Source organism: Chloroflexota bacterium, from assembly GCA_013152435.1.
Taxonomy (GTDB): Bacteria; Chloroflexota; Anaerolineae; order DUEN01; family DUEN01; genus DUEN01.
On the sequence record JAADGJ010000106.1, the window covers coordinates 142,021 to 162,344 of the forward strand.

The 20,324-nt window shown below is 64.4% G+C and carries 17 protein-coding genes; 16 read left to right on the plus strand and 1 reads right to left on the minus strand.

What is annotated here, in order from left to right:
* Positions 1-111: 111 nt before the first annotated feature.
* Positions 112-930, minus strand: coding sequence for an HAD-IIA family hydrolase (locus GXP39_15370; GenBank protein NOZ29414.1), 819 nt, complete (start codon positions 928-930; stop codon positions 112-114).
* A gap of 450 nt (positions 931-1,380) precedes the next feature.
* On the opposite strand from GXP39_15370, the gene GXP39_15375 reads away from it, so the two are divergent.
* The 16 genes from GXP39_15375 (at position 1,381) to GXP39_15450 (ending at position 20,281) form a co-directional block, all read left to right on the plus strand.
* Positions 1,381-2,052, plus strand: coding sequence for an endonuclease III (locus GXP39_15375; protein NOZ29415.1), 672 nt, complete (start codon positions 1,381-1,383; stop codon positions 2,050-2,052).
* 439 nt (positions 2,053-2,491) lie between these two features.
* Positions 2,492-2,968 carry a hypothetical protein gene (locus GXP39_15380; GenBank protein ID NOZ29416.1) on the plus strand — a complete coding sequence of 159 codons (477 nt, stop codon included), beginning with the start codon at positions 2,492-2,494 and terminating at the stop codon, positions 2,966-2,968.
* 12 nt (positions 2,969-2,980) lie between these two features.
* A complete protein-coding gene (locus GXP39_15385; protein ID NOZ29417.1) occupies positions 2,981-4,453 on the plus strand; it encodes a hypothetical protein in 1,473 nt (490 codons plus the stop codon).
* 217 nt (positions 4,454-4,670) lie between these two features.
* Entirely contained in the window at positions 4,671-5,495 is an 825-nt protein-coding gene (locus tag GXP39_15390) for a patatin-like phospholipase family protein (GenBank protein NOZ29418.1), read from the plus strand.
* A gap of 520 nt (positions 5,496-6,015) precedes the next feature.
* Positions 6,016-6,861, plus strand: coding sequence for a hopanoid biosynthesis-associated protein HpnK (gene hpnK / locus GXP39_15395; GenBank protein NOZ29419.1), 846 nt, complete (start codon positions 6,016-6,018; stop codon positions 6,859-6,861).
* A gap of 4 nt (positions 6,862-6,865) precedes the next feature.
* Positions 6,866-8,623, plus strand: coding sequence for a glycosyltransferase (locus GXP39_15400; GenBank protein ID NOZ29420.1), 1,758 nt, complete (start codon positions 6,866-6,868; stop codon positions 8,621-8,623).
* Positions 8,624-8,686: 63 nt separating this feature from the next.
* On the plus strand, positions 8,687-9,859 hold the full coding sequence (locus tag GXP39_15405; GenBank protein NOZ29421.1) for an amidohydrolase: 1,173 nt from the start codon (positions 8,687-8,689) through the stop codon (positions 9,857-9,859).
* Between the two features lie 193 nt (positions 9,860-10,052).
* A complete protein-coding gene (locus GXP39_15410) occupies positions 10,053-12,110 on the plus strand; it encodes a molybdopterin oxidoreductase family protein (protein ID NOZ29422.1) in 2,058 nt (685 codons plus the stop codon).
* Between the two features lie 42 nt (positions 12,111-12,152).
* Positions 12,153-12,659: a YbaK/EbsC family protein gene (locus GXP39_15415; GenBank protein NOZ29423.1), complete on the plus strand. Its 507-nt coding sequence runs from the start codon at positions 12,153-12,155 to the stop codon at positions 12,657-12,659.
* A 33-nt stretch (positions 12,660-12,692) separates the two neighbouring features.
* Positions 12,693-13,070, plus strand: coding sequence for a DUF2294 domain-containing protein (locus tag GXP39_15420; protein NOZ29424.1), 378 nt, complete (start codon positions 12,693-12,695; stop codon positions 13,068-13,070).
* 408 nt (positions 13,071-13,478) lie between these two features.
* The gene (locus tag GXP39_15425) at positions 13,479-16,325 is read left to right on the plus strand and encodes a cation-translocating P-type ATPase (protein NOZ29425.1); all 2,847 of its coding nucleotides are present in this window, start codon (positions 13,479-13,481) and stop codon (positions 16,323-16,325) included.
* Between the two features lie 49 nt (positions 16,326-16,374).
* Positions 16,375-16,863 (plus strand): cytochrome c nitrite reductase small subunit, encoded by a 489-nt coding sequence (gene nrfH / locus GXP39_15430; protein ID NOZ29426.1) that lies wholly within the window; start codon positions 16,375-16,377, stop codon positions 16,861-16,863.
* 88 nt (positions 16,864-16,951) lie between these two features.
* Complete coding sequence (locus tag GXP39_15435) at positions 16,952-18,226, plus strand: ammonia-forming cytochrome c nitrite reductase subunit c552 (protein ID NOZ29427.1); 1,275 nt, start codon at positions 16,952-16,954, stop codon at positions 18,224-18,226.
* 31 nt (positions 18,227-18,257) lie between these two features.
* Entirely contained in the window at positions 18,258-19,484 is a 1,227-nt protein-coding gene (locus GXP39_15440) for a cation:proton antiporter (protein NOZ29428.1), read from the plus strand.
* A 115-nt stretch (positions 19,485-19,599) separates the two neighbouring features.
* Positions 19,600-19,962, plus strand: coding sequence for a hypothetical protein (locus GXP39_15445; protein NOZ29429.1), 363 nt, complete (start codon positions 19,600-19,602; stop codon positions 19,960-19,962).
* A gap of 97 nt (positions 19,963-20,059) precedes the next feature.
* Positions 20,060-20,281 (plus strand): hypothetical protein, encoded by a 222-nt coding sequence (locus GXP39_15450; GenBank protein NOZ29430.1) that lies wholly within the window; start codon positions 20,060-20,062, stop codon positions 20,279-20,281.
* The last annotated feature ends 43 nt before the right edge of the window (positions 20,282-20,324 follow it).

Sequence of the window (20,324 nt, forward strand, 5' to 3'; positions counted from 1 at the left end):
GGAGCAACCCGATCGAATACATTACCCAAGAAGCCCCCTCGGGACCCCGACGGTTTCCTCCATGAAGCGCCACCTCGCGTGAGAACATGATAACATGAGCACAGAAGCCGGTCAACGACGATCCGGGGCGACCTCCCTCAAGAGCTGCGCCAATTCCAGAACCGAGGGGAAGACGAGATCCGGGCGCTCCTCGGCAGCCTCCAGGTCCCCCGCCTGGGTCTCCCCGCTCAGCACCAGGACAGCCACCAGGCCGGCGGCGTGAGCGCCCGCGATATCCGTGTACAGTCGATCCCCCACCATCGCGGTGGCCTGCGCCGGTGTGCCCAGGCGCGCCAACGCCTCCTGGAAGATGTACACGTTGGGCTTGCCGACGGTCACGACGGGTTGGACCTGGGTGGAGGCAACGATGGCGGCGGCGATGGCCCCCGCGTCCGGGATGAAGCCACCGGGAACCGGGCAGTTGATATCCGGATGGGTGGCGATCCACGGCACCCCCTCTCGAATGAAAGTGCACGCGCGGGCCAGCCGCTCATAAGTCAGCGTCTTATCGAACCCCAGCACGACGAGATCCGGCGAGTCCTCCACCACAGGGAATCCGGCTGCAGCGAACTCGGCCTGCAGGCTGGGTGTGCCCAACACGAACAGGCGAGCCCGGGGATGGTGCGCCTGCAGCCACCCGATCGTGGCCGCGCCGGAGGTCAGCACCCGGTCCGGCGTAGCAGGCAAGCCTAAGCGACGGAGCTTGCGAGCGTATGCGACGGCGTCCTGCGACGAGTTGTTGGTCAGATAGAGGAACGGAATGCCCCTATCCTGCAACAACGCCAGGAAGTCGGCCGCGCCGGGCAACAGATCATCGCCCACATATAGCGTCCCATCCATATCGAGCACGAAGCCCGCCAGCCCAGCGACGAGCGCTCGCGCCCCGGCCATCGTAGGGAAGGTCATCGAAGCGCATCTCCTCTCACGGATTCCCGGGCGCTTCCACGCCCAGGGGCGGCCCAACGGAGGTAGGTCACGCGTGGGGCGAGCGTCTAGTCCGGCCTATGCCCTCGCGCGATAATGGCAATGCAGGGTATGTCGCGGGACCCTTAACCTTTCTCCTCCTTTGTGCGGAGTGCTCGAGGTGAGACGCCCTCGAGCACTCTCGCGTCCAACGTCCTTTAGGATGATGACATCGCACCGCCCCTTCGTCAAGCGCGATTCTGGCCCTGGAGACCCCGCTGTGCTAGAATAGCGCATCGTGACAAACCGGCGGACCTCCTCCGAAGCATCGTCCCTCTCCCGCCCCCAGGACGGCCGTATCACCCTCCACCGGCCGAACGGGACCCCCAGAGGAGCCGCCCAACGACAGAGGCACACGTGGGAGACGACCGCCAAGCACTGCGTGAGAAGGCGCTAGAGGTCTTCAAACGGCTCGTCGCGGAGTATGGGAAGCCCACCTGGCGGTCCCGTGGCGATCCGCTCGAGATCCTGGTGGGGACGTTCCTGTCGCAAAACACGTCGGATGTCAACAGCAGCCGGGCGTTCGCGGCGCTCCGGGAGCGCTTCCCTACCTGGGAGGCGGTGATGACCGCCCCGGTCGATGAGGTCGAGGAGGCCATCCGGCCGGGAGGGCTGGCCCGGAGCAAGGCCCCCCGGATTCAGGCAGCCCTGCGCCGCATCCTGGAGGAACGCGGGGAGCTCTCCCTCAACTTCCTGGCGGCTATGCCGTTGGAAGAGGCCAAGGCGTGGCTGCAATCGCTCCACGGCGTGGGGGCGAAGACGGCAGCCATCGTGCTGCTGTTCAGCTTCGGGCGCCCCGTATTCCCCGTGGACACCCACGTCCATCGGATCAGCCGACGGCTGGGGGTCGTCCCCGGCAAAGCGACGCCGGAGCAGACTCAGGAGGTCTGGGAGTCTCTGGTGCCCTCGGAGATCTTCTACCCGCTCCACATCGATCTGATCCGCCACGGCCGACAGGTGTGCAAAGCCCGAGATCCCCGCTGTCACGTGTGCGTCCTGCAAGACCTCTGCGACCACTATCAGCAGGCGATCGACGATGGGGAACGCTGATCCCCCACTCACTCCCTGAAGCCAGCACGCCGATAGCACAAGATACGGGCAGGAGACGACCATCCTCGTCCCCTGCGATCCGGGAATACACGCAAACCTCCGGCGGCGTGTCCAAAGATGGTGGAAACGCCGCGAAATAACCCATGATGCCCATCGCAAGCCCCCAGGGGTGGCGCGGCGGGAGATCTCGCCGCACGAACACTCCCCTTTCAGCCTGGAACCTGCCCGGCCCGGCCTGATTCGGGCGAACAAGGCCGGGCACCGTATTTTCACCAAAAAAGGTACACCACCAAACTTCCTCACGTCTGGCATTTGGCATGAGCTTTTGCTATAATGGGCCACGGGGTCGCATTGGGGCCATCCTGAGCATTCTGCCAGCCAAACGGTTCTCGCTCGTAGGATCCGGCGAGCATCGAAATTCACATCAGGGAGTGCATCCGTGACACGACAATCCAGGCCTGCTCCCAAAGCTGCGCTCGCCTGCGCGGGTTTGCTCGTCGTTCTCCTCGCGTGGGCCATCGCTTCACAGCCGCCCCTGGTGGTTGCGGATTTCGCCTTCCAATCCCCTCCCGACGCGAACGCGGCCGCCGCCACGGCCACACCGATCCAAAACTCGGCCTTTCAATCGCCCCCACCTATCCAGACGCCTGCTTCCACCCCGGCGGAGGAGCCCGCCGCGCCGCAAGGGCAAGAGCCTAAGGAGGCCTCACCGGGGGCCACTCAGCTGCCCAGAGAGGAACAACCACTGCCTCTGGAACCTCTCGAGCCCGCCCAGCAAAGCGACCTCGAGATCCTCTTTCGGACCCTGGCTCTCGCCTTCGGATACCTGTGGCTGGGATGTGGGATCATCATCCTGATCGCCATCCCCGTGATCCTCTTCTGGCTCGACCGGCGCGGGCGACGCGCCCGCTCCTGAGGAGGGAACCGCATGCGCGCGCGGATCACCCTTCCAGAGAGGAGCCGGCGCCACGCGGCCATGATCGCGCTCACCTGGCTGGCCTTCGCCTGGCGGGTGTGGGGGCTAACCGCGCAAAGCTTCTGGCGCGATGAAGTGGACGCGCTGCGGTTCGCCACCCGGCCCTGGCCGGAGATGCTGGCGACGTTCACCAAGCCGGGGGAGAACGGCCCGCTCTTCTTCCTGCTCCTACGCCCCTGGCTGGCCATAGCCGGCCACAGCGAATACGCGCTGCGGTTCACCGCGGTGTGCGCGGGCGTGGTCGCCGTGCCGCTGGCCATGATCCTGGCCGCCCGACTCGGCTGGCCCCGAACCGCCAGCCTGGCCGTCGGGCTGTTCATGGCGACGAACCCTTACCTGACGTGGTACAGCCAGGAAGGGAAGATGTATGCCCTCATCACCGCGCTGGCCCTGGCCAGCAGCCTGGCCTTCGTGCAGGCGATACGCCGGGGCGGCTACCGGCGATGGGCGCTGTACTGGCTGCTCACCACGCTCTGCTTCTATATCCACGTCCTGGCCGTGCTGCTGATCCCGCTGCACCTCCTATGGTTCCTCACCGGTTGGACAACGAGCCGCCATCAATGGCGGGGGTACGCGATCGCGCTGGCCGGACTGACGCTGCCCTATCTGCCACTGGTGAAATGGCAATATAAGCTGTTGACCGCAAGCTGGTTCAATCCCGGGTTTCCCTTTCTCCCACTGGACCAGATGGCCACCGTGCTCCTGCTGGCATTCACCCGTGGGTTCTACCCCGTCTCCAACGCGTGGAGCGTGATGCCCGCCGTCTTCCTGGCCCTGGCCGGCCTCTGGATCGGGCACGATCGGATCAGGCGCTTCGGGGTTCCTCCCCTGGCATGGCTGACCCTGTGGCTTCTATTCCCGGCACTGGCCCTGTTCGCCATCTCGCTACGGGTCCCGCTGTTCACCGATCGCTACCTGATCTGGATCGCGCCGGCGCTGTGGCTGCTGGCCGGGCTGGGCGTCGCCGCGGTGAGGCCGTACAGCCGATGGATCGCCCTGCTGGCTCTGGGCAGCGTCATCGCGCTGAACCTGCAGGCCACAGCCTACCACATCCACACCCCGATCAAATCGGATTTCCGACAGGCCACGGCCTGGGTGGAGCAACAACGCCAGCCGGAGGAGGCCGTGATGTTGCTCATGCCCTACCTCCGTTACACGTACACGTACTACGCGGGCCATGACGTGCCCCTCGTCGAGCCCCCCTACACCAACGCCGGAATGACGCCCGAGCAGGTGGACGACGAGATGCGTCACCGGCTGGCCGGGCGACAGGGAGTTTGGCTCGTCATCTCGGAGGAGGAGATGTGGGACCGCCGAGGGCTGGTGCGCGCCTGGCTGGACGAGCATGCGGAGGCCATCGCCCGCAAGAGCTTCGCCCGTGTGGAGGTGATCCACTACCGCCTGAACTCGCTCGAGGAGAAGTAGGCGCCGCACGCAGGTGAGATGGGGAGTCGCGAAGAAGGACTCTGCCGTAACCGACGATCCCCCTCCTGGGAGGGCCCAAAAGGGCCTGTCCGGACGGGGACGATCACGAACCACTCCTGTTCATGGGCAGACGGTGGGTGAGATCTTCCACCATTCCTGGCTCAGACGGAGTCGAAGCCGGGAATAACAGGCCAGGGGCAGGGAAAGGAGCGATGCGATGTTGGCTCGTCTCGTAGATCGGCTCACGCACTGGTGGCGCCCTCGCCCTCGTCGCGTAGGACTGGCCCTCAGCGGCGGGGCCGTGCGCGGTATCACACACATCGGCGTCCTGGAGGTGCTGGAGGAAGCTCACGTCCCCATCCATTGCATCGCCGGGGTGAGCGCGGGGGCAGCCGTGGGGGCGGTCTACGCCGCCGGGGTGCCCGCCTCACAACTGGAGGACCTGGCCCTGCAACTGCGTTGGACGCACATCAGCCGCGTGCGCCGCCCCCGCCTTGGGTTGCTGGACATCAGCCCGCTGGAGGATTACATCAACGAGGTCCTCGGCGCCCAACTGACCTTCGCGGACCTGCGTATCCCCTTCGCCGCGGTGGCCGCTGACATCGTGGCCAGCGAGCTGATCGTCCTACGGGAGGGGCTGGTGGCGCCGGCCGTACGCGCGAGCTGCTCCGTGCCCACCATCTTCAGCCCCGCCCGGCTGGACGGTCGCCTGCTGGTGGATGGCGGGATCCTCAACAACCTGCCCGTGTCCGTAGCCCGCAGCCTGGGGGCCGACTACGTGATCGCCGTCGACCTGCTGCCTCGGGGCGCGCTGCAACGGGAGCCGAGGCATCTGCTCGAAATGCTGACGGCGACCATCTACACGCTCATGCGGGCCACCCACTTTGAAACCGAGCAAGCCGACTGCCTGATCCAGCCGCAGATCACCCACCTGAGCCTGATCGACTTCTCCGATGCTTCCGCCCTGTTGGAGGCGGGGCGCGAGGCCGCCCGAGCGGCGCTTCCCCAGATCCGGCGGGATCTGAACCTTCCCCCAGCATAGCGATAGGCAACTCGCCAACCGGGACGGCCGATAGGGATCTCGACTCCCCATCGGCACCGCTGTGGTATAATCCCCCATGGGACCCAAGCCGCTTTCTCCAGGCGCACTCTCAGCGCGTGTCTGAAAAATCACCGATAAGATGTCTGAGGGTCCCCCTCAACGGCCAGCTCCACAGGGGGAGGTGTGGAGGGGAACCCCCTCCACGGAAGTCCCACTTTTCCGGCCTGCACCTGTCCTTCTCGGCCCTTTCCGCAGAGATCTGGGCCGAGATCGGGCAGATCGAAGGCGGAAGAAGGGCTTTTTCCGGAGGGGCTTCGCGCGGCATTCCCCCCACCACAACGGACGGGACGTAGAAGGCATATCCATTCTGTGGACACAACTTGCTCCCGGGCTTGCATCCGAACGCACTTCTCGCCCCCTCATTCGCGAAAGCTCTGAGAGCCTGCAACTCACACACCGATAGCGAACAAATACAGAGAGAGGCCCGCACCCACACGCGATACCCAAGGGATGTGAGCATGTGATGCAAGTAATCCTGAACGCCGACGACTTTGGCCGTTCGCAGCCCATCAATCAGGCCATTCTACGGGCACACCAGGAGGGAGTGCTCACCAGCGCCAGCCTGATGGTGGGCGGCGAGGCATTCGAGGCGGCGATCGCCCTGGCGCGGCAGACGCCCACGCTGGCCGTGGGACTCCACATCACCCTGGTAGACGGTCCCCCCGCACTCCCCCCTTCGGAGATCCCTCACCTGGTTGACGACCGGGGGCGCTTTCCCAACGCGCCGGTGCAGCTCGGATTGCGCTACCTGTTGAGCCAAGATGCCCAACAGGAACTCGCACGGGAGCTATCCGCCCAATTTGAGCGCTTCGCCGCCACGGGCCTCCCCCTCGCACACGTGGACGGCCACCAACACATGCACCTGCACCCCGTCGTGCTCCGTCTGTTGCTCCCCCTGGCGGAGCGCTATGGCGCGCGTGGCCTCCGCCTGCCTCGCGACGATCTTCGGCTTGCTCTGAGCTATGATCGCCGGCGAGCAGGGATCAAGATCCTATGGGCCGTCATCTTCGGCCCGCTCTGCCGCTGGGCTCAAAAGCAGCTGCAAGGACATTCGCTGCTCACCACGCATCGGGTATATGGCCTGATGCAAAGCGGAAAGATGGAGACAGGCTACGTCGTAAAAGTGCTACGCCAGCTCGACGTGCCCACCGCCGAGTTGTATTTCCACCCTACCACAGGCCCCAGACAAGAGGCATTCGGCCCCAACCCCAGCGATCTGGCCACGCTGCTGAGCCCAGCCGTGCGAGAGGTGATCCGGGAGCGAGGTCTACGCCTGACCAACTATCTGGCTCTCCAAGAAGGTTAAGGGCATGCTGAGGACAGCGTTTGCGTTGTTCACCTTTGTCAGCTGGATCTATTGGCTGGTCGCCTGGTGGCACGTCCGGGCCTTCTTCCGAGACCCGTCGGAGCCAGATCACGACTTCGCTCCACCCGTGTCCATCCTGAAGCCCATCAAGGGTTTAGACGCTCAAGCGTACCAAAATTTCGCCAGCTTCTGTCAACAGGATTATCCCGACTTTGAGCTGATATTCGGCGTGGCGGATTCATCCGACCCGGCCGTGCCGATCGTCCAACGACTCCAGCGAGACTTCCCGCAGCACAATATCCGATTGATCGTCACACCCGCCATCGGGACGAACCCCAAAGCCAGTATCCTGCACGGCCTAGCCGCCCAGGCACGCCACGAGACGCTGGTGATCAGCGACAGTGACATCCGGGTCTCCTCGGATTACCTGCGACGGGTGGTAGCCCCACTGGCCGATGCGCGCATCGGCCTGGTCACCTGCCTCTACCGAGGAGAGGCAGCCTTAAACCTGACCGCCCGTCTGGAGGCTCTGCACATGGGCGTCACCTTTCTGCCTTCTGTGGTCGTCGCCCGCAAGCTCCTGGACATGCGCTTTGCCCTGGGTGCGACGATGGTCCTCCAACGCGAAACCCTGGCACACATAGGCGGGTTTGCCGCCGTGGCCGATTACCTGGCCGATGACTATCAGGTGGGAGCACGGGTCGCAGCATTGGGGCTACGAGTACATCTGTCCAACTACGTCGTGAGGAGCATCTTGGGAGCAACAAGCTTCCGGGAACAATGGGATCGGGAGACGCGCTGGGCCCGTTGCATCCGGGTCAGCCGGCCATGGGAATATCCGGGACTGCTGCTCACCTTCAGCACCCCGCTGGCCATCGCCTTCGCCCTCGCCACCCGCCTTGCACCGGAGGGACAGCAGGTGCTGACGATCTCCCTGCTCTTACGCTGGCTGGTGGCATGGCAGGTGACCCACTACACCGACGATCGTGAATCACGCAAATGGCTGATCCTTCTGCCCATACGGGACATGTTGAGTGTACTGATCTGGTGTGCCGGCGCAATGGGCAGACAGGTGACGTGGCGAGGAGAGCGATTCGCGCTGACCGCCGATGGCCGCCTGCACCCTCTACCACGGGCGACACACAAGATCCCCTCTTCGGCCCTAAGGTGGACCATACGAGGGCTGGATGCCCTGCTACGCCGCTGCTATCACATCCAGGAATTCAGTCAGGAAGAGGATTGCATCCTTCGCATCGCCCTACACAAGAGCGACGAGGAGGTCTTGCTATCCGACGGCACCCGGGTCCTCCCCGGGGATCTCATCGGCGAACTGCACCTGTGGAACGAGCACATCCCGCCCATGCCGCCCGAAGGACCGGATCTCATCTGGGCGTTCACCTTCCGACGCCGGATGGCCCGCTCCCTGGCCGCGCTGGCCGCTTACGTGGAATCCGACCCTCGCTTCCGAGACGTCAAAGCCTTCCGGGGAATCCTGGCTATCGGAAGCGGAGACGGGCTAGCGCAAGCAGCCCGCGCGGCGGATCGTTGGGGGTTTGACCTGTTGGACCAACAGGAGCCCGCTGGGCTCCTCACCCGGTTCCTGAGTTTTTGGCAGAAACTCTACACCTGGGGGATAATCTGGACGTTCAACCCAAGCAGCCTGAATGGGAAAAACCTGCGGCGGCTGAAACACAGACGATTCTGGATCTCCCGTAAGCAACTACTCGATCGTTACGGCACCGGCAGGGATCCATCATCATGAGACGCTCGGAGAGGACGCCACAACGTCCTCATCCCCAATCCATCACGCGACGAGGGACAAGCCATGTTAGAACAAGCCCGCGCCTTACACGAACGCATCCGCTCCTTGCGCCGAGAGATCCACATGCACCCCGAGCTGGGGTTCGAGGAGCACCGCACGGCGGAGTTGATCACCCGCACGCTGTCCGAGCTTGGCATCCCCTATGAGACGGGGATCGCGAAGACCGGCGTGGTCGCCACCATCGGCCGGGGAGACGGCCCCGTGGTGGCCCTGAGGGCCGATATGGACGCGTTGCCCATCCCGGAGGCCAACGACGTGCCCTACCGTTCGCAGGAAGAGGGGAAGATGCACGCCTGCGGCCATGACGCCCACACGGCCATGCTGCTGGGCGCCGCCATGCTGCTGAAGGCCATCGAAGATTCGCTGCCAGGCCGGGTCCGGCTGCTCTTCCAGCCGTCCGAGGAGGGACAGGACGACGAGGGGAAGTCCGGAGGCCTGCGCATGGTCGAGGAAGGGGCGCTGGACGGCGTCGACGTGGTGTTTGGGCTGCACGTGGACACGGACTCCGAGGTCGGGACCGTCGGCGTGCGCTCCGGTCCGATGCAGGCGGCCGCGGACGCCTTCGACATGGATGTGCTGGGCCGGGCGGCGCACGGCGCACATCCGGACCGCGGCGTGGACGCCATCGTCCTGGCCGCTCACGTGGTACATGCGATCAACCAGATCGTCTCCCGCCGGCTGGACCCCATGGACCCGGGCGTGATCACCATCGGCGTGATCCAGGGCGGGATGAAGGAGAACATCGTCTGCGACCGTGTGAACCTGTGGGGCACGATCCGCAGCTTGACGGAGGAGACGCGCCAGTTGCTCTGGAAAGAGATCGAGCGAGCGGGCGAGGCGGCCCGCGCCCTGGACGGCGACTACCGGCTGCAGATCAAGCCCGGCTACCCGCCCACCGTGAACGACGAGCGAGCGGCCGCCTTCGTGCGCCAGGTGGCGGAGGCGATGCTGGGCGCCGATCGTGTATATGAGGCGCCCATCAGTATGGGAGCCGAGGACTTCAGCTACATGGCCCGAGCGGTCCCCGGCTGCTTCTTCCGCCTCGGCGTGCGGACGCCGGGGGAGCCGATTCGCGCCGGCCACAGCACGACGTTCGACATCGACGAGGATGCGCTGCCCGTGGGGACGGCCATGCTGGCGGAACTCGCCCGGCGCTGGCTGGCGGAGCAGAAGTAGGGACGAACGATCGTTCGCCCATGGCACCAACCGAACGGCACAGGAGGTTTTTCCCCTTTCGCGAAAAGGCTTCTTTTCACGCCTTTGTTCATAGGTAGGAACAGGCGTCACAGTGAAGACGCCGGGAGACTTCTTCGTGAGCGTATCGACCGACCAGGAGCGCAGGGCGGCCTCCCACGGCCGCCGAGAAGAGATCATCGACGTTCGCGGCGTGTGTCCGCACGACTGCCCCGACACATGCGCCTGGATCGCCACGGTGGATCGGGCGACGGGGCGCGCCATCCGCCTGCGCGGCGCCGAAGATCACCCGATCACGCGCGGGTTCCTGTGCACCAAGGTGAACCATTACCTGGAGCGCACCTATCACCCGGACCGGCTGCTTTATCCCCTACGCCGGACGGGCGCCAAGGGCGAGGGACGCTTCGAGCGCATCTCCTGGGACGAGGCGCTGGACGAGATCGCCCGGCGTCTGAAGGAGATCCTCGAGCGCTACGGGGCGGAGGCCATCCTGCCCTACTCCTACGCCGGCACCATGGGGATCGTCCAGAGCCAATCCATGGACCGGCGCTTCTTCCATCGGCTGGGTGCCACCCGGTTGCTGCGCACCATCTGCTCCGAGGCGGGCTTCATCGGGCTGAGGTACACGCTGGGCATCGCCCGCGGCACGCCACCCGAGGAATTCGCCCATGCCCGTTACATTCTCCTCTGGGGCGCCAATCTCCTCACCTCTAACGCCCACCTGTGGCCCTTCGTCCGGGAGGCCCGGAAGAACGGAGCGAAGGTGGTGTGCATCGACCCGGTGCGCACACGCACGGCCCGGGCGTCCGACTGGTGGCTGCCCATCCTGCCGGGGACCGACGGAGCGCTGGCCCTGGCCATGATGCACGTGATCTTCCGGGACGGGCTGGAGGACCGGGCGTTCATCGAGGAGCACTGCATAGGTGGCGATCGGCTGCGGGAGCGGGTGGCGGAATGGACGCCAGAGCGCGCCGCCGCCATCACGGGGTTAGACCCGGACGTCATCACGCAGCTCGCCCGCGAGTATGCGACCACGCGCCCGGCGGTGATCCGCATCAACTACGGCATGCAGCGTCACGCGGGCGGCGGCATGGCCGTGCGGACCATCGCCTGCCTGCCCGCGCTGGTGGGCGCGTGGCGGGACGTGGGCGGCGGACTGCTCCTCTCCACCAGCGGCGCGTTCCCCCTCAACTATCAGAAGCTGGAACGCCCTGATCTCTGCCCGCCGGACACCCGGGCGCTGAACATGGTGGAGCTGGGCCGCGTCCTGAACGAGGTGGATGATCCGCCTATCCAGGCGTTGGTGGTGTACAACAGCAACCCGGCCGCCGTCGCTCCTGATCAGGCCGCGGTGCGAAAAGGGCTGAGCCGGGAGGACCTCTTCACCGTGGTGCTGGAGCACTTCCAGACCGATACGGCCGACTACGCGGACATCGTGTTGCCGGCCACCACGCAACTGGAGCACTGGGATCTGGTCAAGCCCTACGGCCACTATTACCTGGCCCTCAACCGCCCGGCCGTCGCCCCCCTGGGCGAGAGCAAGCCCAACAGCGAGATCTTCCGGCTGCTGGCCCAGCGCATGGGATTCGACGATCCCTGCTTCCAGGATGACGATCTGACGATCATCCGGCAGGCGCTGGAGAACGACGCGCCGGAGCTGGCCGGTGTGACCCTCGAACGGCTGCTGGAGCAGGGCTTCGTGCGGCTGAGCCTGCCCGATCCCTATCGCCCCTTCGCCGACGGGCGGTTCCCCACCCCCTCCGGCAAGTGCGAGCTATACAGCGAGCGCATGGCCCGGGACGGATACGATCCCCTGCCCACGTACGTCCCGCCCAATTGGGAGGCCGAGGTCCGCTCTGAACGAGCGGCGGAAGGGCTCCTGCTGGTCTCGCCGCCCGCCCACGCCTTCCTCAACTCCACCTTCGTCAACGTAGACCGGCTGCGGCGGCGCGAGGGCGAGCCGATGGTCTGGATGCATCCGGACGACGCCGCGCGGCACGGCATCGAAGATGGGCAGATCGTGCGCGTCTGGAACGAGCGGGGGGGCTTCCTCGCCCGCGCCCGGGTGACCGGGGATGTGCGCCCCGGCGTATGCATGGCCCCCAGCATCTGGTGGCCCAAGCTCAGCCCCGGCGGGCAAAACGTCAACTTCGTGACCTCGCAAGCCCTGGCCGATATGGGCGGCGGGGCGACATTTCACGACTGTGTGGTCAACGTGGCGCCGGAGGATTGATCGACAGACGATGGACAAAAGACGGAGGTCGAAAGAGAGGGAATGAGGGAAGAGGATATCCATACTCCGGAGGATCTGGCGCGGTACATCGAGCAGCACGGCATTGAGGCCGAGCTGGTGAGGCCGCCCCATGAGACTCCATCGGTGACCGCGGCGGCCAGGGCGGTCGGGTGCGCCCCGGAGCAGATCATCAAGTCCCTGGTCTTCCTGATCGACGGCCAGCCCTACCTGGTCATCGCCAATGGCAACGCCCGGGTGAGCTATCGCCGGCTGGCCGCGCACTTCGGCGTTAGCCGCAAACGGGTGCGGATGGCATCGCCGGATGAGGTGCTGAAGCTAACCGGATATCCGGCCGGCGGCGTGCCCCCGTTCGGGCTGCCCAACCCGCTGCCGGTGCTCATGGACCCCGGCGTGTTGGATCAGAAGATCGTCTACGGCGGCGGCGGCGATGACCACACGCTGGTACGGATCTCTACAGCGGAGCTTCGCCGAATCACACAGCCCACGATCGTAGCGATTGTGGAGGATTCGCGAACATCCCATTCATAACCCACCTTCCGATCACGATACGAGGTGATGGACATGCCCCTCGTCCAACCCAGCAAAGGCCAGATGGAGGCCGAGATCACCAAAGCCATCATCCAGTTCGAACGAGAGCACCTGGGCCGTGGGCCTCAAGAGGCTCGCGCCTGGATTATCCAGGACCTCATCCTGGTCCGCCTCAAAGGGGTCCTGACCCCGGCAGAGGCGAAGCTGGCTCAAGACACGGAGGGACGGAACCTGATCAAGCAGGTCCGCATGCAATTGATCGAAGGGTCCCGTCCCCTGCTCGAGGCGATGATCCAGGACATCACCGGCGTGTCGGTAGTCAGCCTGCACAGCGATGTCAGCACCCAAACAGGCGAACGGATCATCGTCTTCACCCTGGCGGAGAACCTGGAGCACAAGATCAACCGGTAGAGGACGGAGCCGGGAGCCGCATCTCCCCCATCGTCTCCCGCTCCAATCTGCTGACGCCCGGGGAGACCACTCGCGCCGGGTAACACGCGGGGACTTCCCCACCCTCCCGGGTTCCATCGCCGGCTTTGCCCCCCCGATCTCGCGGCCGCCTTGTTTGACGTGAGAAAGCCCACTATGCTATACTCAATCGAAATTGAACAACGATTCCATCGGCGGACAGGGCGGAAGGTACGCTCCCGACGAGGGAGAGGACCGGCCGCCAGGTAGGCCAACACCGTGCTCCTGAGAGATAACTTTGGTGTTGGCCTTTCTTGTTTAAACCAGAATGAGGCGGAGTAGCCGCGGGTGAAGTCCACTGGGATGTGGCCAAACGACGCCCCAAGGCTCTCCTTGCGGAGGTAACAACGGATGAGTGACTGGTATCGCCGGGACCCGGTGGATGTTTTGGCGCGCCTGGAGACCGACGCCGAACGGGGGCTGAGCCAAGCCGAGGCCCAACGCCGTCTGGCGGAGTACGGCCCCAACGAGCTGATCGAACACGGGCTCAAAAGCCCCTGGCTGATCCTTTGGGAACAGCTGACGGCGATGATGGTGGTCATCCTGATCGTCGCCGCCGTGGTCTCAGCCGCTCTGGGCGATTACAAAGATGCCATCGCCATCGTGGCGATCGTCGTGCTCAACGCCGTACTGGGGTTCACCCAGGAGTATCGAGCAGAAAAGGCCATGGCGGCCTTGAAGAAGCTGTCCGTGCCGACGGTGAAAGTCCGGCGGGATGGCCATGTGCAGGAGATCTCCGCCCGAGAGCTGGTTCCCGGAGACATCGTGCTGCTGGAGGCGGGCGACCTGGTGCCAGCGGACGGCCGGCTGCTGGAGAGCATCAACCTGCGCGTCCAGGAGGCCGCCCTGACCGGCGAATCGGAGCCGGTGGAGAAGAGCCCGGGGGCGCTGGACTACGAGGACCTGCCCCTGGGCGATCGGCGCAACATGGTCTACATGGGCACGGTGGTCACCTACGGACGTGGGGTGGCCGTGGTCACCGCGACGGGGATGCACACGGAATTGGGACGCATCGCCGAGATGATTCAGACGGTGAAGCGGGAGCCCACCCCACTGCAGCGACGGCTGGAACAGTTGGGACATGGCCTGGCCGTGGCCGCCCTGGTGATCGTGGCTGTGGTCTTCGTGCTGGGCGTGCTGCGAGGCGAGGATCTGCGCCTGATGTTCCTCACAGCCATCAGCCTGGCCGTGGCGGCGGTCCCCGAGGGATTGCCGGCCGTGGTCACCATCGCCCTGGCCCTGGGCGCCCAGCGCATGCTCCGACGCCGCGCCCTGATCCGCAAGCTGCCGGCGGTGGAGACGCTGGGCTCCGTCACCGTCATCTGCTCGGACAAAACGGGCACCCTGACGGAAAACCGCATGACCGTCACGGTGCTGGATGTGGCCGGGAAGACCGTGAGCCTGACCGAGGTGCTCCAACGTGGGCAACCCGTATGGACACGCTTCGGGAACCCCCACCCGGCGCCGGAAGCTCCGGCCGAGGAGGCCGCCGCCCCGGACCTGCCAGAGGCAGATGCACGCGGCGAGGAAACGCTAGATCCGTCGCTGCAGCTTCTGCTGGCGGGGGCCGCCCTGTGCAACGATGCCATCCTGGAACCCGTGGACGATGGCTCCGGGCGTCTGCGCGCGCTGGGTGACCCGACGGAGGGGGCGCTGGTGGTGGCCGCGGCTCAATTCGGCCTGCTCAAGGCCGAGCTGGAGCGAGCGCTACCCCGAATCGCCGAGGTCCCCTTCACCTCAGAGCGGAAACGCATGACCACCGTCCACCGCGTCCCATCCTCGCAGGAGCAACGGCCCGCCTGGCTGCCCAGCCTGGGAGATGGGGCGGCCGTGGTCTTCACCAAGGGCGCCGTCGACACCCTGCTGGAGGTGTCGAGCCAGGTATGGGTGGACGGCCGCGTCGAGCCCCTGGACGATCAGTGGCGCCGCCGCATCCAGGCCGCCAACGACCGTCTGGCCCAGGACGGGATGCGCGTGTTGGGGGTCGCCTATCGTCTCCTGGAAGCGCCGCCCGCGGACGGCGAGGAGGAGACGCTGGAGCGCGACCTGATCTTCGTGGGGCTCGTGGGCATGATCGATCCGCCACGGCCGGAGGTCAAGGAGGCGGTGCAGACATGCAAGACGGCCGGCATCCGTCCCATCATGATCACCGGCGACCATCCCCTGACAGCTCGCCACATCGCCCAAGAGCTGGGCATCGCCACCGACGGCCGCGTGATCACGGGGCAGGATCTGGCCCGCATGGACATCGAGGAACTGGAGACCATCGTCGAGGAGGTCCCAGTCTACGCCCGTGTGTCCCCAGAGCACAAGCTGAAGATCGTCCAGGCCCTGCAGGATCAGGGGCACATCGTGGCCATGACGGGGGACGGGGTGAACGACGCCCCCGCATTGAAGAAGGCCGACATCGGGGTGGCCATGGGCATCACCGGCACCGATGTGGCGAAGGAAGCGGCCGACATGGTGCTCCTGGACGACAATTTCGCCACCATCGTGGCCGCCGTGGAAGAGGGCCGGACCATTTATGACAACATCCGCAAGTTCATCAAGTACACCCTGACCTCCAATACCGGCGAGATCTGGGTGATGCTGGCGGCCCCCTTCCTGGGAATGCCTCTCCCCCTGCTCCCCCTGCAGATCTTGTGGGTCAACCTGGTCACGGATGGGCTGCCCGGGCTGGCCCTGACCCTGGAGCCAGCCGAGCGAGACACCATGCGCCGCCCGCCCCATCACCCCCAGGAGAGCATCTTCGGCCGGGGAATGAGCTGGGACATCTTGTGGGGAGGGCTATTGATGGGATTGGTATCCCTGGGGATGGGCTACTGGGCCTGGAGCGCGGCGCATCCCACCTGGCAGACAATGGTCTTCACGACGCTCACCCTGTCCCAGATGGGCAACGCGCTAGCCATCCGCTCAGAGCGGGATTCACTGTTCCGGATCGGCCTCCTCTCCAACAAACCTCTACTGGGCGCCGTGCTTTCGACTTTCATCCTGCAACTGGCGGTGATTTACGTCGCTCCCCTGCAGGGGATCTTCAAAACGGTAGCCCTGCCCCCGGGCGACCTGGCGATCAGCCTGGCCCTAAGTACAGTGGTCTTCTGGGGAATGGAGTTGAGGAAGTGGCTGTCGCGCCGGAAAGGTAACCAGGACTTCAGAGCAGAGAGCCCTTCAGTCCCGAAGAAACCTTCCTCTCCGTGACCGAGACGGAACGGATCATGAGAACAGTAGGAAAGGATAAGGCACTATCATGAAGCGAGAGACACCAACATCCCCTACGCCCTTCAGGCCGGTCACGCTGCGCTGGACGTTGGGTATAGCGACGCTGCTGTTCGGGATGCTTTTCGGCCTGGGAGCCTACACTTTCGACTATGCAGAGGGCACGGCGTATTTCTCTGATGACCCGAATGCCTGCTCGAACTGCCACGTGATGCGTGAGCCATTCGACAGCTGGAGCCGCTCGAGCCATAAGGCCACAGCAACCTGCAACGACTGCCACACCCCGCATGACCTCCCTGACAAGTGGTTGGCCAAAGGGCTGAACGGCTGGAATCACAGTTGGGCCTTTACTACCGGAGACTTTGCAGACCCGATCCGCATTCGGGCATTTAACGCGCAGATTGTTCAGCAAAACTGCGTGAGCTGTCACCAGACACTCGTGAGCCAGATCCATCGTTCCGGGTCGCAACAGGAGCTATCTTGCGTTGCCTGCCACGGCAATGTAGGACATGGTAAATAAACACATGTGCGCCTTTGCGCTGTTGTAAACGAACACAAACCAGCTCAAGGAGGACACTTTCATGGGACAGTTTCTGCTTTCGCGACAAATGCTCGTCTACGTGGTTATTTTCGTAACCACCGCAGTCCTGACGGCAGCAGTGGCCGGCCTGTTGGTGAATATCACCGAACGCAAACGAGAAGCGGCTCAGTATCCGCTCAAGGTGGTCGAGATTCCAGAGGGTGAGCTCGACCCGGCTGTGTGGGGCAAGAACTTCCCTCACCAGTACGACTCCTTCATCAAAACCCAAGAGGACTATGGCAAGACCCCCTATGGTGGATCAACGCCCTATAACAAACTAGAGAAATACCCGGCCATGGTGCGGTTGTGGGCCGGCTATGCCTTCAGTATCGACCACAATGAGGACCGGGGGCACTACTATGCTCAGATCGACCAGCGCAACACTCAGCGAGTCCAGGTCGTTGAGCAGCCTGGTGCCTGCATCAACTGTCACGCCGCCGAGGCGCCGCAGTTGATCGCCGAACTGGGCTGGGAAACCTTCAATCGGACGCCCTACAACGAGCTGAAGGACAGGCTGCACCTGGGTACGTCTTGCGCCGATTGCCACGACCCTCAGACGATGGATCTGGTCATCACGCGGCCGGCCCTCATCAATGCGCTTGAGAAGATGGGCGTCGATCTGAACCAGGTGACCCGGCAGGAGATGCGTTCATACGTCTGTGCCCAATGCCATGTCGAGTATTACTTCCTGGGCGAGAACAAGGTGTTAACCCTTCCCTGGAGCAAGGGGTTGACAGTGGAGGCCATCGAGGAGCATTATGATGCGTACGGCTTCAAAGATTGGACGCATAAGGAAACCGGTGCTCCCATGATCAAGATCCAACACCCTGAGTATGAGCTGTGGAGCACAGGGATTCACGCTCGCTCGGGGGTGTCGTGCGCTGACTGCCACATGCCCTTTACGCGTGTGGGCAGCGTGAAGGTATCAGATCATTGGGTGCGCAGTCCGCTGACGAACCTGCGCCAGGCTTGCGGGACCTGCCACAACCTGCCAGAGGAAGAGCTACGGGCAAGGGTGATAACCATACAGGACAAAACGGCTGAACTCCTACGCCGCAGCGAAGAGGCGCTGTTGTCTGCGGCGGACGCCATTGTGGCTGCTCGGGAGGCCGGCGCGAGCGACGAGGAGCTGGCTGAGGCGCTGCAGCTGTACCGTGCGGGCTCCCTGCGTTGGGACTTTATCTCCTCGGAGAACAGCACTGGCTTCCACAGCCCGCAGGAGTCGGCTCGCGTGTTGGCCGCAGCAATTGACCTGGCCCGTCAGGCTGAACTGAAGGCCCGGCAGGTCACGACCAGACGATAGGGAACGGGCTGAAGAGAGGTGGGAGTGAAGTATGAATTCCTTACTGCAGTTCCTGTTGGCTCTGGCCATCATCATCGCGGCCGCCAAAGCGGCGGGGTACCTGAGCATCCGGCTGGGGCAGCCGGCCGTCCTGGGTGAGCTGCTGGCCGGTCTGGTTCTGGGCCCCACCGTGTTGAACATGCTGCACTGGCCCCTGTTCGGCGGCGAGCATCTGGGGGAGACCCTCAGCCTCCTGGCCCACCTGGGTGTTCTGTTCCTGATGTTTATCGCCGGGCTGGAGGTGGACTTGAAAATGATGATAAGCTCCGGGCGGCCGGTGGTGCTGGCCGGTATCATGGGTGTAATAGCACCGGTGGCCCTGGGGATGGCGGCGGCGCTGCCCTTCGGCTTTGATCCGCAACAGAGTCTGGCCATCGGCCTGGTGCTGGCCGCCACCAGCGTCAGCATCTCAGCCCAAACCCTGATGGAATTGGGGGTGTTGCGCAGCCGAGTGGGCGTGGCCCTGCTGGGCGCGGCCGTGGTGGACGACGTGTTGGTGATCCTACTGCTGTCCCTCTTTGTCGCCCTGGTGGGCGGCGGGGGTGGAGGCGCCGTGACCGTCCTCTGGGTGCTGGCAAAGATGATCGCCTTTCTGGGCCTGGCCATCTGGCTGGGGGCGCGCATCATCCCCCGTTTGAGCTCTTGGGTAGAGCAACTCCCCATCAGCCAGGGCGTGATGTCCCTGGCAATAGTGGTCACCCTGCTCTACGCCTGGGCCTCTGAGGCCTTGGGAGGCATAGCCGCCATCACCGGGGCGTTCCTGGCCGGGCTGCTCTTCGCCCGGACGCCCCTGCGACAGCATATCGAGACGGGGATGCATGGCCTGGCCTACGCCTGGCTGGTGCCGGTCTTCTTTGTGAGCATCGGCCTGGAGGCCAACGCCCGGGCCCTGGGTATCGGCGGACTGTCCTTCGCTCTGGTCATTGTGGGCGTGGCCGTGGTCTCCAAGGTGCTCGGCTGTGGGATTGGCGCGCGGTTGGGGGGCTTTTCCAACAGCGAGGCTCTGCGACTGGGGGTAGGTATGACCTCGCGGGGCGAGGTGGGGCTCATTGTAGCTACGGTGATACTGGACGCCGGTTTGCTGGACGAAGCGATCTTCGCCGCCGTAGTGCTCATGGTCCTGGCAACGACGCTGGTGACCCCCATCATGCTGCGGGTGCTCTACCCGCAGGCCGGCGGCCAACCGGAGCCGGTCGAGGTTCCCGGGGCTTCGTCGTGAGTTCGGCCGAATAGCCTCGCCCTGATGTACGAAAGAACGGGCCGTGGCTTGGTCAGGATTGGCCGCAGCAGGCCGGGGTCAGATGAAAACTTTTGTATCCCGGAAAGGAGTAATCATGACACATCTGTTAGTTTTCGTACTGGATAACCTGGAGCAGTGCTCAGATATCCTGGATGCCTGGGAAGAAGCCGGGGTCCCGGGAGTAACCATCCTGGAGAGCACTGGTCTGAGGCGCGTGCGTGGTGTGGTGCGGGATGACTTGCCGCTGTTGCCCTCCCTGAATGATCTCCTGGCCAGCCGGGAATTGCACCACCGCACCCTCTTCACCGTTATCGAGGACGAGGCCACCCTGGAACGGGTCATCGCCACCACGGAGCGGGTCGTCGGTGACTTCAATCGCCATCACACCGGCCTTCTGTTTGTCGTCCCCGTGACCCGGGTACTGGGTCTGAGGAAACGAGATGCAGGGGAACCATGAAATCCATTTTCGGGTGAAGCCATTGCCCACCTGACCGAATTGGGCGCGGTCTCCCTGATGTCCATGGCCGGCCTGGGGGCGCGGCTGGGGAGCTGGAATGGTTTCACGGGCCAAAGTTGCTCTGATCATTGCCAACCTCGGACTGGTGGAGGGCTTGACCGGGCCGAAGATCTCTGCCACAATCGTAGTCATGGTCATCTTTACCGCGCGGGTTACTCCGCTGATGCTGCACGCGCTGTCTGCCCAGCCCAGCCAGCGGCTACCCCTTCATGGCGTTGATCTGCCGATCGATATATCTTCTGAAAGTGAGCAATCATGATATACTTTGCTCGTTTATGTCTTGGATGAAGAAAAGTTACGGG